This is a genomic window from Mesosutterella porci (assembly GCF_022134585.1).
Classification (GTDB): domain Bacteria; phylum Pseudomonadota; class Gammaproteobacteria; order Burkholderiales; family Burkholderiaceae_F; genus Mesosutterella; species Mesosutterella porci.
The window spans coordinates 75,663-88,828 of record NZ_JAKNCT010000010.1; the positions used below are offsets into that span (position 1 = coordinate 75,663).

The 13,166-nt window shown below is 62.4% G+C and carries 11 protein-coding genes and 1 pseudogene; 6 read left to right on the top strand and 6 right to left on the bottom strand.

What is annotated here, in order from left to right:
* Positions 1–140: 140 nt before the first annotated feature.
* Positions 141–1,028 carry a DMT family transporter gene (locus MAF45_RS08850; protein WP_237979376.1) on the top strand — a complete coding sequence of 296 codons (888 nt, stop codon included), beginning with the start codon at positions 141–143 and terminating at the stop codon, positions 1,026–1,028.
* A 489-nt stretch (positions 1,029–1,517) separates the two neighbouring features.
* On the opposite strand, the gene MAF45_RS08855 is transcribed toward MAF45_RS08850, so the two are convergent.
* Together MAF45_RS08855 and MAF45_RS11470 are read right to left on the bottom strand one after the other, a co-directional pair.
* Positions 1,518–1,997, bottom strand: a complete 480-nt coding sequence (locus MAF45_RS08855) for a hypothetical protein (RefSeq protein WP_237979378.1) — start codon at positions 1,995–1,997, stop codon at positions 1,518–1,520.
* Positions 1,998–2,022: 25 nt separating this feature from the next.
* On the bottom strand, positions 2,023–2,604 hold the full coding sequence (locus MAF45_RS11470) for a hypothetical protein (RefSeq protein WP_237979380.1): 582 nt from the start codon (positions 2,602–2,604) through the stop codon (positions 2,023–2,025).
* A 60-nt stretch (positions 2,605–2,664) separates the two neighbouring features.
* On the opposite strand from MAF45_RS11470, the pseudogene MAF45_RS11475 reads away from it, so the two are divergent.
* The 3 genes and pseudogenes from MAF45_RS11475 to MAF45_RS08870 form a co-directional block, all read left to right on the top strand.
* Positions 2,665–2,919 (top strand): annotated as a pseudogene (locus tag MAF45_RS11475) (FAD-binding protein); the annotation flags it as partial.
* Positions 2,920–3,049: 130 nt separating this feature from the next.
* Complete coding sequence (locus MAF45_RS11335) at positions 3,050–3,751, top strand: FAD-binding protein (protein WP_283207053.1); 702 nt, start codon at positions 3,050–3,052, stop codon at positions 3,749–3,751.
* Between the two features lie 244 nt (positions 3,752–3,995).
* Positions 3,996–4,835 (top strand): hypothetical protein, encoded by an 840-nt coding sequence (locus tag MAF45_RS08870; RefSeq protein ID WP_237979382.1) that lies wholly within the window; start codon positions 3,996–3,998, stop codon positions 4,833–4,835.
* Between the two features lie 140 nt (positions 4,836–4,975).
* On the opposite strand, the gene MAF45_RS11340 is transcribed toward MAF45_RS08870, so the two are convergent.
* The 3 genes from MAF45_RS11340 to MAF45_RS08880 all read right to left on the bottom strand — a co-directional run bounded on the left by MAF45_RS11340 (position 4,976) and on the right by MAF45_RS08880 (position 8,216).
* On the bottom strand, positions 4,976–5,182 hold the full coding sequence (locus MAF45_RS11340; protein WP_283207054.1) for an FAD-binding protein: 207 nt from the start codon (positions 5,180–5,182) through the stop codon (positions 4,976–4,978).
* Positions 5,140–6,459, bottom strand: coding sequence for an FAD-dependent oxidoreductase (locus MAF45_RS08875; protein WP_283207055.1), 1,320 nt, complete (start codon positions 6,457–6,459; stop codon positions 5,140–5,142). The genes MAF45_RS11340 and MAF45_RS08875 overlap by 43 nt, the downstream gene beginning before the upstream one ends.
* A gap of 263 nt (positions 6,460–6,722) precedes the next feature.
* A complete protein-coding gene (locus tag MAF45_RS08880; RefSeq protein ID WP_237979393.1) occupies positions 6,723–8,216 on the bottom strand; it encodes an FAD-dependent oxidoreductase in 1,494 nt (497 codons plus the stop codon).
* Positions 8,217–8,687: 471 nt separating this feature from the next.
* Between MAF45_RS08880 and MAF45_RS08885 the strand changes: the two genes are divergently transcribed.
* A complete protein-coding gene (locus tag MAF45_RS08885) occupies positions 8,688–10,082 on the top strand; it encodes an MATE family efflux transporter (protein ID WP_237979395.1) in 1,395 nt (464 codons plus the stop codon).
* A gap of 145 nt (positions 10,083–10,227) precedes the next feature.
* Here the strand turns inward: MAF45_RS08885 and MAF45_RS08890 are convergent, their stop codons facing one another.
* Entirely contained in the window at positions 10,228–12,015 is a 1,788-nt protein-coding gene (locus MAF45_RS08890; protein ID WP_237979406.1) for a flavocytochrome c, read from the bottom strand.
* 119 nt (positions 12,016–12,134) lie between these two features.
* On the opposite strand from MAF45_RS08890, the gene MAF45_RS08895 reads away from it, so the two are divergent.
* Entirely contained in the window at positions 12,135–13,019 is an 885-nt protein-coding gene (locus MAF45_RS08895) for a LysR family transcriptional regulator (RefSeq protein ID WP_237979408.1), read from the top strand.
* Positions 13,020–13,166 lie beyond the last annotated feature (147 nt).

Below are 13,166 nucleotides of genomic sequence, written 5' to 3' on the forward strand. Positions count from 1 at the left end.
AGAGAAGGGAGGACTTCGCATCTCTTTTCTCTCCTCGGCCGTTAAAATGAAACAGGGCGCACCGTCAATCGGACGCGCTCCGTTTCTGCTTTATTTCCCTGTCGTCCCCTTTTTTTCCTCCCCGTTGGGTTCCGGAGACTATGGCTGTCCGATCGCTTTGGATGCTCGCAGCGTGCTTTTTCTTCATGCTGATGGCGCTTTTTGCCAAAATCTGCACGGGGCATTTCTCGGCCTGGGAAGTGGTCTTCTACCGCTCGCTCGTGGGGCTTGTCTTCATGACCGCGGTAATGGTGAGGAAAAAGGTCGCCTTCGGCACCCGCTGGCCGCTCCCGCACCTGAAGCGCTGCGCGGCGGGCACCCTCTGTTTCGCGCTTGAGGTCTCGGCGCTAAAGCTTCTGCCGCTCGGGCTCGCGCAGTCCATTTCCTACAGTAGCGCGCTCATTTTCATTGTGTTTTTCATCGTCTCGAGCCTCGCTCGGCGCAGGCCCGTTGAGTGGCCGCTGGTTGCCGTGACCGCGGCCGGGTTCGGGGGCGTGCTGCTCATCGCACGCCCCGGCGCCTCGGGCTTTGACCCGGCCGGGGTTGCTATGGGACTCGGGGCGGCCTTCTGCGGGGCCTGCGTCTCCTGGTCGCTGCGCGAGCTCGCCAGCCAGAACGAGCCCCGGGAGCGCACGGTGTTTTACTTCATGCTGGCCGGGGTGCTCGCGGGGTTCGCCACGACCGCGGCAGGGTCCGAGGGCTTCCACGAGGTAACGCCGCAGCTCCTCGTCCCGCTCCTTGGCGTGGGGGTGAGCGCCGTAATCGCGCAGATCGCGATGACCTACGCCTGGACCTGCGGTCACCCGATCCTTAACTCCATCTACGATTTTTCGGGCATTCTCTTCGCGACGCTCGCCGGCATCTTCTTTTTCGGCGAGTCCCCGGACTTGTTCTCAGCGGCCGGGATGGCGGTCGTGTTCGCTTCGGGCGCAGCCGCAAGCGTGATGCGGCTCCTGGTCGAGAGGCGTTCCGCGCGCTCTTCGGCGTGAGGATGCGAAAACCGGCCGTTCAAAGAGACCTTGAGAAGATAAAAGAGCGGGCTACGGCGCTCGCCCGGATGAGGATGAGCCTTGGGTGGAAGGAACGGCTTTCGGGGAGGCCTGCCTCCTCTTTTTCGGTGCCGGCTTCGGCGCAAAACCCCGGATGGTCTGATGGAGGGCCGGAGGCGCTGCTGCCTCGGGCCGGGGACTTTAAAGCCGTAGCGGCCCAAGGGCTGCAACGGCCGCGGTCTGAGCGGGAGTCAGCGATAGTAGCCTCCCATGCCGTCACTTCTCACATGGCCCCGGTCGGTGTAGAAGCCTCCCATGCCGTCGCTGCGGCGCTGCGGATGTGTTCGGCAAAGGCGCTGCTTAAGGGCAGGAGAAGAGCAAGGGCAAGGACAAGGATTTTTTCATTATCAGTCTCCTCTTTCACTGAAAGAATGATAAAACAGGGTTCGGCCGAAGGCTTCCGGGCCGCGGCGGCATCCTCCCGCAGCGTCAATAACCTGTTTTCTGATAAATTCCGTCAATTGGGCAGGTCTCTCCATTTTCAAACTTCATTCGGCCCGTGCCCCGGCCCGAGAGGCGCAGGGCCGCTTTCTCGTACAGGGCGAGCTCAAGGCAGAGGCTTGAATGGAGGAAAAAGCCCGCATCGGTCTGATACCATCCGTCGTCTTCGCGGTTTACCTCCGCCCGGTATCTCCCGGCAGGCAGACGGACCGGGCGGTAAATGCCCTCGAGGTCGCAGGTTTCCCTGGAATCTTTGAAGTAGACGCTCTGGCGGTTCGTATCGATGAGGCTGTCTTCGGAGTAAGCGTATTCAAAGCAGTATTTTGTCTTCACGAGAAAGCGCGAGGACTCTTCCTCGTAGAGGTTGCTGCTTCGGCGGGTGAGGGTGGCCGTATAGCTGTCAGCCCAGGCCGCAGAGGCCAGTCCGAAGACGAGCAGTGCCGGTGCCAGTGTTTTCAGAATCTTCAATTGCGAATGCTCCGCGCTTTGCGCCTTATCGGCACAGCTCCAGGTAAATGGGAGTGAGTTCCGGGTTCTTCACCGCGTTTTCAAGCAAGGACGGTGCCGGGTGGTGGGTAGCGCTGAAAATCTCCCGTGAAATCAATTTACTTGAAGGGACGTGCTCTTCGAAGAACCGGGTTTCCAGAGGTAGCATGAGGCCGTTCGAGCAACCGAGGACGTAGCTCTGAAGAGCGCCCATCGCCCCACTGTCCTGCCTGCGGCTGAAATTCCGGGCGACCGCGACCTGATAGACCACGGAGCTGTCGGAGCATCTTACTCTTTTTTCGGTCAGCTCCGGGATGAAATAAGTGTCGTGGTCCTCGCATGCAAAAATTTTTTTCATCTTCTGCTCGGCCGGGGCTGCGGCGCTTTTCTCGGCTTCGGGCTTAATGCAGGTGAAGTAGATTCTCCCCTGGCCGTAGGTTCCGGTTGGAATGGCCATGTTTGAGATGCCCGGGTTGAATCCGCCCCAGAAGCACCCGCCCGAGGTTGGCAGGGCGGAGAAGGGGCGGTGAAGCTTCCCGAGTTCTTCAAGCGGATCGCCCCGGGGGCGAGGCTGCGCGTCACCGGCCACGTGAACTAGCCGTATCTGCCGCACGCCGGCAACATCACGAAGTACCGTGTGGGCGGCAAGATGGCGGGCGGGCTCGAGCTGATCGCCGCGCTCAAGAAGTGCGTCGAGGAGAGAAAGATCGAGACCTGGCTCAACTCTCCCGCGCTGGAACTCATCCGTGAGGGAAATACGGTGGTCGGCGCGACCGCCCGGCACGACGGCCGCGTGGTGCGCATCAAGGCCCGCCGCGGCGTCATTCTCACCACCGGCGGCTACGAGTACGACAAACAGTCTCTGCAGAACTTCTGTCAGGGCACGAAGGTGCTCGGGCTCGGAAACCCCGGCAACACCGGCGACGGACTTCGGATGGCGGCCTCGATGGGCGCCCGCATGTGGCACATGACCTCCTACTCCTGCCCGCTCGGGATCAGGATTCCGGGCTGCAACGGCCGCGGTCTTCGTCACCATGATGACCCCGAACTACATCATCGTGAACCAGGACGGAAAGCGTTTCTGCAACGAGGCGGGCGTCGACTTCCACGGCTTCATTTACGCCGTGAACCAGCTCGACGGCGTGAAGCACCGCTATCCCGCGATCCCTTGCTACATCGTGATGGACGAGGCGGGGCGGCTCGCCGGCCGGCCCACCCACTTCAAGTACGGCTACGCGGCCGGGATCGAAGGCTACCACTGGAGCGCGGACAGTTCGGCTGAAATCAAGAGCGGCATCGTGAAGAAGGCTGACACGCTCGAAGAGCTTGCGAAGATGATCAAGGCCCCGGCTGAGAACCTCAAGGCTCAGGTCGCGCGCTGGAACAAGGACATCAAGGCGGGCGCCGACACCGAGTTCGGCCGTAAGATCAAAAAGACGGGCAAGTCCGCTTTCGCCGGCACAGACGTTCCGACGCTTTTCGCGCCGCTCTCCGAGAAGGGTCCGTATTACGCGATAGAGTGCTACCCGGCGCTGCTCAACACCCAGGGCGGCCCGAAACGCGACGCGAAGGCCTGCGTGATGGATGTCTACAACCGCCCGATTCCGCACCTTTTCGCCGCGGGCGAGCTGGGCTCCATCTGGGGCTCCATCTACCAAGGGTCCTCCAACGTCTGCGAGGCTCTGGTCTACGGCCAGATCGCGGGTGCGAGCGCTGCGGCTGAAAAACCGCTCTGATTCTTAGAACAGAATCTCTCCTTGGACTAAAGCCCCGTCGCGCTCTTTTTTGGGAAACCGGGGAGCGCGGCGTTATTCCTTAAAGCGCGGTGCTGCTCTCCGCATCGCTTTTTTCCAGGCCTTCATCTTCCCTGAAAATTTGTTTTTCCGCCCGCAGGGAGGGCGTTTCAATAAAATAGAAGCGAGATCCCCCGCCCCGTACTACGGGCTAAAACCAGCTTTCCCCCGTGAAGGTCCCCCAAAAATGCGAAAACTCTTCATTCCGGTTTTCTGCGCATTGCTGCTCGCCGCGGGCTCGGTTCCTGCGGCGGCGCCCGCGCCGACCGACGAGCAGATTGCCGCGGTTTTATCGCGAGAAATGCAGCAGCTCGACCTCGAGTCCCAGTATGCGCGGACGATGCGGCTCGAGCCTGCGGAAAAGAACCGGGTGACGGCCGATGCGGTGAAGCGGCTTTTCTCGGATCAGGACTTTGCCCGCTACGCGGTGAGCCAGATGAGGCAGGTCGGGGTGTTTTCAATGAAAGACCCCGCGAAGGTGCGCGAACTCTCCGCGAGCCTCGGCCGCAGCCTCATGCTTTCGCTCTCCGACAAAGGAGCGAGCCGCCTGCCCTACGAAGACCAGCGGGCGCTCATCGCTTTTTCCCTGCGCCGGGCGCTCACCTCGCCCAACAGCCGCGCCTGCCGCTCCCAGCTGCTGAATGATCCGTCGCTTTCGAGCGTCTCGGAGCTCGCGGCCGCCGACCACCTTTTCATCAACGGGCTCTCGGTCCAGGCCTACAGGGCGCAGATGGACCGGGTGGTCCGGGCGACGCTCTCCGAAGTGAAGGGCACCCCGCCCGTGCGCCGCGCGACCGCGGCGCAGAAGGAACTCGCGGCCGAGGCTCTGCAGCGGGCCTTCGAGGCGAGGATCTCGAAACTTGACGGGCGGCGCAGGCAGCAGCTTCTTTCCGCGCTGCTCGAGCCTCGGAGCGCAGACTCCGAAGATTTCTGCGAGGCGATGAAGATCACCCTTCGTTCATATCTGGACTTGAGCGGCGAGGTGGCCGACTGGGCCTACGAGGATCTGTTTGCGGGCGGACGCTGAGCCGGGCCGCGAGGCTGTTCGGGACCGCGCGGTGAAGCATGCGGGTCCCAAGGCGGAGAGAGAAGAAAAAATTCCGGCGCGCGCCCGGGGAGAGAGGACCGGGTGCGCGCCGGAAGGACAGACAACTTGAAAAAACGCTTTTAAAGCTTCTTCGCAGCCGATTCGCCCTCCTTCTTCCCGAAGGTGTAGACGTCGGCGATTGCGTTTCCGCCCAGGCGGTTCGCGCCGTGAATGCCGCCGGTCACTTCTCCCGCGTCGTAGAGGCCCTTGATCGGGACGCCCTTCTTATTGAGCACCTGGCCGTTCACGTTGATGCGGATGCCGCCCATCGTGTGGTGAACCGACATTCCGGCATAGCAGGCCCAGAACGGCGCCTTTTCGATTCTGCGCAGATTGCGGGGGTTTTGCCGAAGGCATCCTTCTTCTCATCGCACCCTTTGTTGTACTCGTCCACCGTCTTCTTGAGCTGCACGGGATCCACGCCCATTTTCTTGGCGAGTTCCTCAATGGTGTCGGCGGTCCAAGCGTCTCCGGTTTCAAGTCCTTTCTTCGCGCCGTTCTGGTGCCCGAGGTTCAGTTCGGAAAAGCCGCGGCTGTCGATGATGGAAAAGCCGGTCTGCCCCGGAAGAGAGAGCACGGCGTCGCGGATAACGTCGCGGCGTTCGTCCTCAGCGACAAAGCGCTTGGCATCCTTGCCGACCATAATGAAGTTGGCGGCGTTCAGGTGCATGATGACCCGGTGGCTGCGTCCCGGAGGGCAGCCGGGGTTGTACTGGATGAAGTCCATGCCGACGGTATCAGCGCCGATGTCTTCGAGCAGCGGAATCAGGTCGCCTGTGGAGCAGGGCCGGTTAGTGGTCGTCAGGTTGAGGAACCGGGGATCGTATTTGGCGCGCATCTTGGGATTGGCGCCGAAGCCTCCGGTCGCGCAGATCACGGACCTGCGGGCGCGGATGAAGTGAGGCTTGCCGGCTTTGTCCGTGTATTCCACTCCGAGGACCGGGCCGGCCAGGGGCTGTTCGCGGATCACATGCACAACCCGGGAGTTCGTGCGGATCTTGACGCCGAGCTTCAGCGCCTGCGGTTCGAGCACCTTGATGTAGTCGCTTCCGAGCGACCCGTAGGGGCCGTGGGCACGGGGATAAAGCCCGCCGTAGATCTGGTAGACCTTTGGCTTGAACTTCATGCCCATCGACTCGAGCCACTGAAGCGCGGCGTAGGAATTTTCCGTCATCGTTTTCACGAGTTCAGGATTGGCGCGGTTGTCGCCGCCGGCCATGGTGTTTTTGAAATGATTCTCAGGGCTGTCGACGATGTTTTGGGCCTTCTGGCGCGGCGGGTCGTAGGTGTTGAAACCGCCGCCCGAAATGGAGGTGTTGCCTCCAACAAATGACATTTTTTCGAGAATGAGAATGTTCTTAACGCCGTGCTGGGCGGCCGAAACCGCGGAGGCGAGGCCGGCGCCGCCCGCGCCGACGACCACCACGTCAAAGGTTTCGTCCCACCTGCGCGGCAGCTTGCAGGGATTTTCAACCGCAAAGGACGGAGCCGCGGCAAGGCCTACGGTACCGGCAACGGCAGATCCGAGAAAACGGTGTCTGTTGAGGAAGATTCTCCTTTCCAAGAGTTAAAAGGCGTGAGCCGGCTCTTCGCCGGCTCCTGCAAAGGAGTGCAAGCAGGAGTAGGCCGTGAGGTCAACCCCGTTTGAATTAGGGAAATGCCGGTTGACGCGTCGGCAGAATCGGGAAAGAAAAAGCCGGGAGAGACCTCCCGGCCGAAAAAGAAGGGAAAGCAGCCGTCCGCCTGAAGGAGAGAAGCAGGCGGGCGGCCGCTGAAGGGGCAAAGCCGATGCGCCGAAAGAGTGCGCAAGGGCTTCGCCCTTTTTTGTCAGACCTTCTGTGCGGCAGACCGGCCGGCGATGCGCCCGAAGACGTGGATGTCCAGCACGGCGTTGCCGCCCACGCGGTTCGAGCCGTGGATGCCGCCGGTCACTTCGCCCGCGGCGTAAAGGCCCGGGATCACCTTGCCGTCAAGCCCGATCACGCGGGCGTTCTTATCGATCCTCACGCCGCCCATCGTGTGGTGGCAGGCCATCGCGGAGACCGCGGCCCACCAGGGGCCTTTCTCGAGCTTGTGGATCAGCATCGAGGGATCGCGCCCGAGCGGATCCTTCTTCGTGTCCACGGCCTTGTTGTACTCGTCGACGGTCTGCTTGAGGACCGCGGGATCGATCTTGATCTTCTTCGCGAGCTCGTCAAGGGTCGGGGCGGTGTAGGCGTCTCCTGTCTCAAGGCCTCTCTTTGCGTCGCGCTGGGCGGCAGCGGGGTTGGCCGCGAAGCCGTCGGCATCAACAATCACATAGCCCCACTGCTCGGGGAGGTTCAGCACGGCGTCGCGCAGCACGTCGCGGCGGGCGTCCTCGTGCACGAAGCGCTTGCCGCGGAGGTCGACGTAGATGTAGCGCGAGACGTCGAGGTGCAGGGACTGGCGGATGCCGTTCTGGTGGCCCGGGCGAGGACCCGGGTTGCACTGGATGTAGTCGGTGCCCACGAGCATCGCGCCCGCGGCGTTCGCGGCGAGCATCACCTCGCCCGTCGAGCAGGCCGTGTTGTTGGTCGTCGTGAGGTTCCTGAGCCTCGGGTCGTAGACCGAGCGCAGGATCGGGTTCGCAGCGTAGCCGCCCGCGGCGAGCACCACGCCCCGCTTCGCGCGGATCGCGATCTTTTTGCTGTTCTGGGTTGCGAGCACTCCGAGCACGCGCCCCTTCTGGGCGCCTTCGCGGACGATGTCGCTCATCTTGGTGTTGAGGAGGAACTTGACGCCGAGCTCATCGGCCTTCGCCTTGAGCACGCGGATGTAGCCCGCGCCCTTCGACTCGGCCGCGAGGTGGGAGCGCGGATAGAGCGCGCCGTAGACCTGGATCACCTTCGGCTGGAACTTCATGCCGAGGGACTCGAGCCAGTGCAGGGTGGGCAGGCCGTTTTCGCAGAGCGTCTGCACGAGGACGGGGTCGGCGCGGTAGTCGCCCGCAGCGAGCGTCTGCTTCACGTGCAGCGCCACGCTGTCCTTGATGCCCTGCTTGCCCTGGCGCTCAGGATCCGGGGAGTTGTAGTAGCCCGAGCAGAGAAGCGTGTTGCCGCCCACAAAGCCCAGTTTTTCAGCGACGATGACCTTCGCGCCAGACTGCGTTGCAGAAATCGCGGCAGCCAAGCCCGCTCCGCCCGAGCCGATCACCACGACATCGGCCGTGTAGTCCCATTTCGTCGGTTTTTTGCAGGGGTCGGCCGCAGCGGCGGCAGTCTGGGACGCGGCAAGCGCGGCAGAAGCAGCCGCTACCCCGCCCGCTTTCAGCAGGTTTCTGCGATTAAGAGTGACGGACATGGTCTTCTCCTTAAAAACACATCAGAAACAATAACATCTATGCGATATCACTTAAAAAATTAGACCTTTTGATTATGAAAATAAAATATTATTTTTGTATGAGTTCCATATATTCAAGATATGGATAAAAAATAAATTCATACCTAATGAACGGAAAGAAAAAGAGTAATTTTTTCACCTCTTTCTGAACATGCCTTTGGCGCAGGCGCGCTGAAGCTAAACGAAGCTGATTCTTTTGGATGATGCCTGGATCAATCAAACCCGGAGGGACAAATCAGGGCCTGAATTTCGTTCGTGTCCCCGCACTCTTTTCCCCAAAGAAAAATTCATACGGGCTTCCCGCTCGTCCAGCCCTGCGGCCGGACGCAGGACGGCAGGTATACTGGAGCTCCTGACGCCTAAGAACTTGGCGGCGGCCGGCCCGGTCCTGCCGCCCGCCAGATTCCAGCGCCGCACCTCCTTTATCCCTGCATGCCCCAGAGCTCCACTTCGTCCGCCCCGCCGCTTCTGCGGCAGATCGCGTCGCTTGCCGGCCCCATCTTTATCGCCAACCTCGCCATCGTGCTCACGGGGACGATGGACACGGTGATGGTGGGGCACGTCTCCGCGGTGGAGCTGGCCGGCGTGGCGCTGGGAGCCACCGTCATCAACTGGCTTCTCGTCTCCTTTGCGAGCGTGATCCAAGGGCTCTCGCCGATCGCGGGCTATCTCTTCGGCGCGAAGGACTACCCGAAGATCGGGCTCGCCCTCGCGCAGGGGCTGTGGCTGAGCGTCCCGCTTTCGATCATCGCGCTGCTTTTGGGCGCGAACACGCAGTTCTGGCTCGACCTCGCCGGCATCTCGGGGCCGGAGGCGGAGGTGGCGGCGCACTACATTCGCTCGGCCCTTCCCAGCATTCCCGCGGTGATCCTCGCCCGAAGCTTCATCGCTGTGAATTCCGCGGTCTCGAAGCCGGCAATCACAATGGCCGTCATGCTGGCCTCGGTCGCCCTCAAAATCCCGCTCAACCTGCTCTTCATCTACGGGGGAGCGGGAGTGCCCGCGATGGGCGGGGCGGGCGCGGGGCTCGCGAGCTCCGTGTCCTGCTCTTTTTCGCTCGCGGCCTACGCGCTTGTGTGGCGGCTGCACCCCTGCTTCGTGCGCATGCGGGCCGGGGCCCGGGCTCGGATTTCCCTGCCGCTTCTCGCGAGGCTCCTCCGGCTTGGCGTCCCGATCGGGCTCTCCAGTTTTTTCGAGATGTCCTCCTACACCCTGATGGCGATTTTCATCGCGCGGTTCGGGGTTGAGGCTCTTTCCGCGCACCAGATCGTGGCGAACCTCGTGTGGCTCTACTACGTGCTTCCCATGGCCGTGGGGATCGCGGGGAGCGTCCTCGTCTCCCAGGCCCTCGGGGCGGGCCGGGCGGAGAAGGCCCGTGAGGCGGCGAGGGCCTGCGTGCAGGTCTCGCTTTGCTGCGCCGCGGTTATCGCTGCGTTCACCTGGTGCTTCAGGGCGGGCATCGCCTCCTTCTACAGCTCGGACCCCGCGATCCAGGCCGCGACCGTCGCGTTTCTTGCCTGGGTGCCGCTTTACCACCTGATGGACAGCCTTCAGTGCGCGAGCTCCAACATCCTGCGGGGCTATCAGGTCACGTTCCTGCCGATGGCGGTGAGCAGCCTGCTGCTCTGCGGGGTCGGGGTGGGGCTGGGGTGCGTGTTCTCGGGGGTGGTTCCGGGGACCGGCTTTCACGCCGGAGCCATAGCGTTCTGGCAGGCGGCCGACGCGGCGCTCGTCCTCGCGGCCGCGGCGCTCCTTTTCCTTCTCAGGCGCTGCGCAAGGCGCGCCCTTCACAAGTTCCCTGAAGCGATCGCGGAGATGAAGCTGTAGATAAGGCGCGGGGCAGGGGGAAAAGGGGCTTGCCGCCCCTTTTCCTCCCGCCCCGCGTGATCTCAGGAATCAACGAGAGAAAAAAGACCGGCGGCCGAAAGGAGAGAGAAAAGCCGGCCGCCGGCATGAAACCGCTTCGGAAGCTTTAAAGCTTCTTCGCAGCTGACTCGCCCGCCTTCTTGCCGAAGGTGTAGACGTCGGCGATCGCGTTTCCACCCAGGCGGTTCGCGCCGTGAATGCCGCCGGTCACTTCGCCCGCGGCGTAGAGGCCTTTGATCGGAGCGCCCTTCTTATTGAGAACCTGCGCGTTCACATTGATTCGGATCCCGCCCATCGTGTGGTGCACGGTCGGCACCTTGCGGCAGGCGTACCAGGGCCCCTCGGTCATCGGGGCGTCGTCGGTGTTCGTGGCGACGAATCCGAACTTGTCGGGCGTGCCCTTGTTGCGCGCAGCCTTGTTGTATTCCTCGACCGCCGCCTTCAGGTGGTCGGCCGGGACGTTGAGGATCTTCGCCATGTCGTCCAGGGTCGCCGCCTTCTTCACGCGGCCGAGCGCGAGCATGTCCTTCATGGTGACGCCCATGCGGTCCGGCTTGTTTTCGTCGGGGTAGCGCAGCTTGTTCATGAGGAGGTAGTAGGTGCCGCCTGGCTGCTTGAAGATCGCCTTGCAGAGCGTGTCGCGCGCGGCGCCTTCGCTTACGAATCGGTCGCCGTTCTTGTTGATGAAGAGGCGGTTGCGGCCCGAGGTGGCGATGTCCTGCATGAGGCCGGTGCCGGGCGTTCCGTTCGGGTGCAGCTGGATGTCGGAAAGCCCGATGATGTCGGCTCCTGCCTGTTGCGCGATCTTAAGCCCATCGCCCTGAGCGGCCTTATTCACGTTTGTGGTGCCGATACGCGAGTCGAGCTTCACTTCCTTCCACACCCCGGTGTTCACCTTCTGGCGGAAGGGAATATTGGCCCCGAAGCCGCCGGTCGCGATCACAACGCTCGGGCCCGTCACAGTGACGCTTTGTTTGTCGTGGCGCAGCGCTTTCACGCCCGCGACCGCCCCGTTTTTCATGACGAGAGACTTCGCCTGGGTGTCAGTGAGGATTTCAACCCGGTCGCCGAAGCTCTTCAGGCGGCTTTCAAACACGGACGTGTAGGCCCAGCCGGCCGGCTTCACCCCGTAGTGGCTGCGCTGTCCGAGGGAGCCCGTGGCGGCGCCGATCTTGTCGCGGAACACGACGCCTTCCTTTTCCAGCCACTCGAGGGCGTGAATGGAGTTGTAGGTGAGGTAGTGCACGAGCTCGGGGTCGCCCTTGTAGTGGCCGCCCCGCATGGTGGCCTCAAAGAAGATGGGGAAGGAGTCGACGATGCCCTGGGCTTTCTGGCGCTTGTCGTCCACGGCGTTGAAGGCACCGCCCGAGACCTGCGTGGAGCCACCGAGGTAGCCGAGTTTCTCGAGGATCACGACCTTCTTCGCGCCGCTCTCCAGTGCGGAGAGGGCGGCGGCCATGCCCGAGCCGCCTCCGCCGATCACGATGACGTCACCCGAGGTCTTCACGGGCGCCGTCGCGTATTTTTCCGTGTTCTTGTTCCACTGCTTGAGATCCTTTTTCGTCGCGCCCGCCTGCTCGAGGCACTTCTGTACGCCTTCGACCAGCGCGCCGCTCGAGATCGTGGCGCCGGTCATCGCGTCAATGCCGATTGACTGCCGGTCGATAATCTTGCGGGAAAGGGCGGGGAGCGCCACGCGCCCGATGCCGTTGGACTCAAGGTTCTTCGAAGTGTCGATGGCGCTGAGCTTTCCGCCCGCAATGGTGACTTTTACCGTGAGCGGCGCATTGTGCCCGTTGACCCGGGCCTCATAGGTGCCGTCCCTCAGGGCGGCGCTCGCCGAGAAAGCCACCGAGGCGGCGGCAAGCCCTAGGACGATCTTCCTGAATCTCATGCTGTTTTCTCCATGGATGGCTGCGGCAGAAAGAGTTCGGCCGCGCATCTTGAAAACTTTAGGAGAACAGTGAATAAATGTAAAATATATATTAAATATTTTTACTATTTATTTTTCATATGAATATACGCAGACTCCGCAGCTACTGGCTTTTCTTCGTCGTCGCGCGGGAGGGGAGCTTCTCGGTTGCGGCCCGGACCCTGCACATGACGCAGCCGCCGCTTTCCATGCAGATCGCGGAACTCGAGGAGGAGCTCGGGGTGAAGCTTTTCGAACGCACGCCCCGGGGCGTGAGGCTCACCCTGCAGGGCAAGGGGCTGTTGCCGCTGTGCGAAAAGCTCTTCCGGCAGATCGAGGGATTCGAGGGGGCGCTCAACGGGGTGGTGCAGGGCGTGGCGGGCACCATCCGGATCGGAGCGATTCCCTGGATCACGCAGTCCGTGCTTCCGGGGCTTGTGAGCCACATCCGTCTGCTCTACCCGGGGATGCAGATCAAGGTGAAGCAGCTCGTGAGCAGCCAGATGCCAGGCGGGCTTCTCGGCAACGAGGTCGATCTCTGCCTGGGCTACCTCAGCTCGGCCACGAGAGACGATCTCGAGCTCGTTCCGATCAAGAAGTACGAGCTCGTGGTCGTGATGCCCTCCTGGCATCCGCTCACCCAGTACCAGCAGGTGTCGCTCTCAAGCCTCAAAAACGAGGACTATGTCATCACCGACTGGCGAAACGCGCCTGAATACCATGACACTGTCGTATCGCAGTGCCTGGAGAAAGGGCTGTCGCTGAAGATTTCGACCATCGCGGGCAGCGTGTTTTCCCAGCTCTGCTATGTGAACTGCGGCATGGGCATCGCGCTCATCCCCAGAGCGTGCCTGAGCACGCTGCCGCCCAACGTCCGCTACCGGGAGCTTAAGGAGAAGGTCTATCTGGTCCTGAAGTGCATAACCCGGAAACAAGACGAATCGCCGGTCGTGGCGGAGGCGAAGCGCTACCTGGAGGGCCTCTAGAGGCCGCGCCCGAGGGACTTTCGCGGTGTACCGCCTCACTTCCGGGGGACCGGCGCGCCAGGAGGCGGCGGGAGCGCGGACGGCCGCGCGATCCGCGGCCTCCTGACTCAGCCCGTGCCGCGGGGTCAAAAGCTTCCGCGAGAGCGG

Bases quoted from the DNA above. Each gene is read 5' to 3' on its own strand.
- MAF45_RS11340 (WP_283207054.1), bottom strand. From the start codon at position 5,182: ATGTCGGTTCACCACACGATGGGCGGCATCCGCATCAACGTGAACGGC.
- MAF45_RS08850 (WP_237979376.1), top strand. From the start codon at position 141: ATGGCTGTCCGATCGCTTTGGATGCTCGCAGCGTGCTTTTTCTTCATG.
- MAF45_RS08880 (WP_237979393.1), bottom strand. From the start codon at position 8,216: ATGTCCGTCACTCTTAATCGCAGAAACCTGCTGAAAGCGGGCGGGGTA.
- MAF45_RS08885 (WP_237979395.1), top strand. From the start codon at position 8,688: ATGCCCCAGAGCTCCACTTCGTCCGCCCCGCCGCTTCTGCGGCAGATC.
- MAF45_RS08870 (WP_237979382.1), top strand. From the start codon at position 3,996: ATGCGAAAACTCTTCATTCCGGTTTTCTGCGCATTGCTGCTCGCCGCG.
- MAF45_RS08895 (WP_237979408.1), top strand. From the start codon at position 12,135: ATGAATATACGCAGACTCCGCAGCTACTGGCTTTTCTTCGTCGTCGCG.
- MAF45_RS08890 (WP_237979406.1), bottom strand. From the start codon at position 12,015: ATGAGATTCAGGAAGATCGTCCTAGGGCTTGCCGCCGCCTCGGTGGCT.
- MAF45_RS11335 (WP_283207053.1), top strand. From the start codon at position 3,050: ATGATGACCCCGAACTACATCATCGTGAACCAGGACGGAAAGCGTTTC.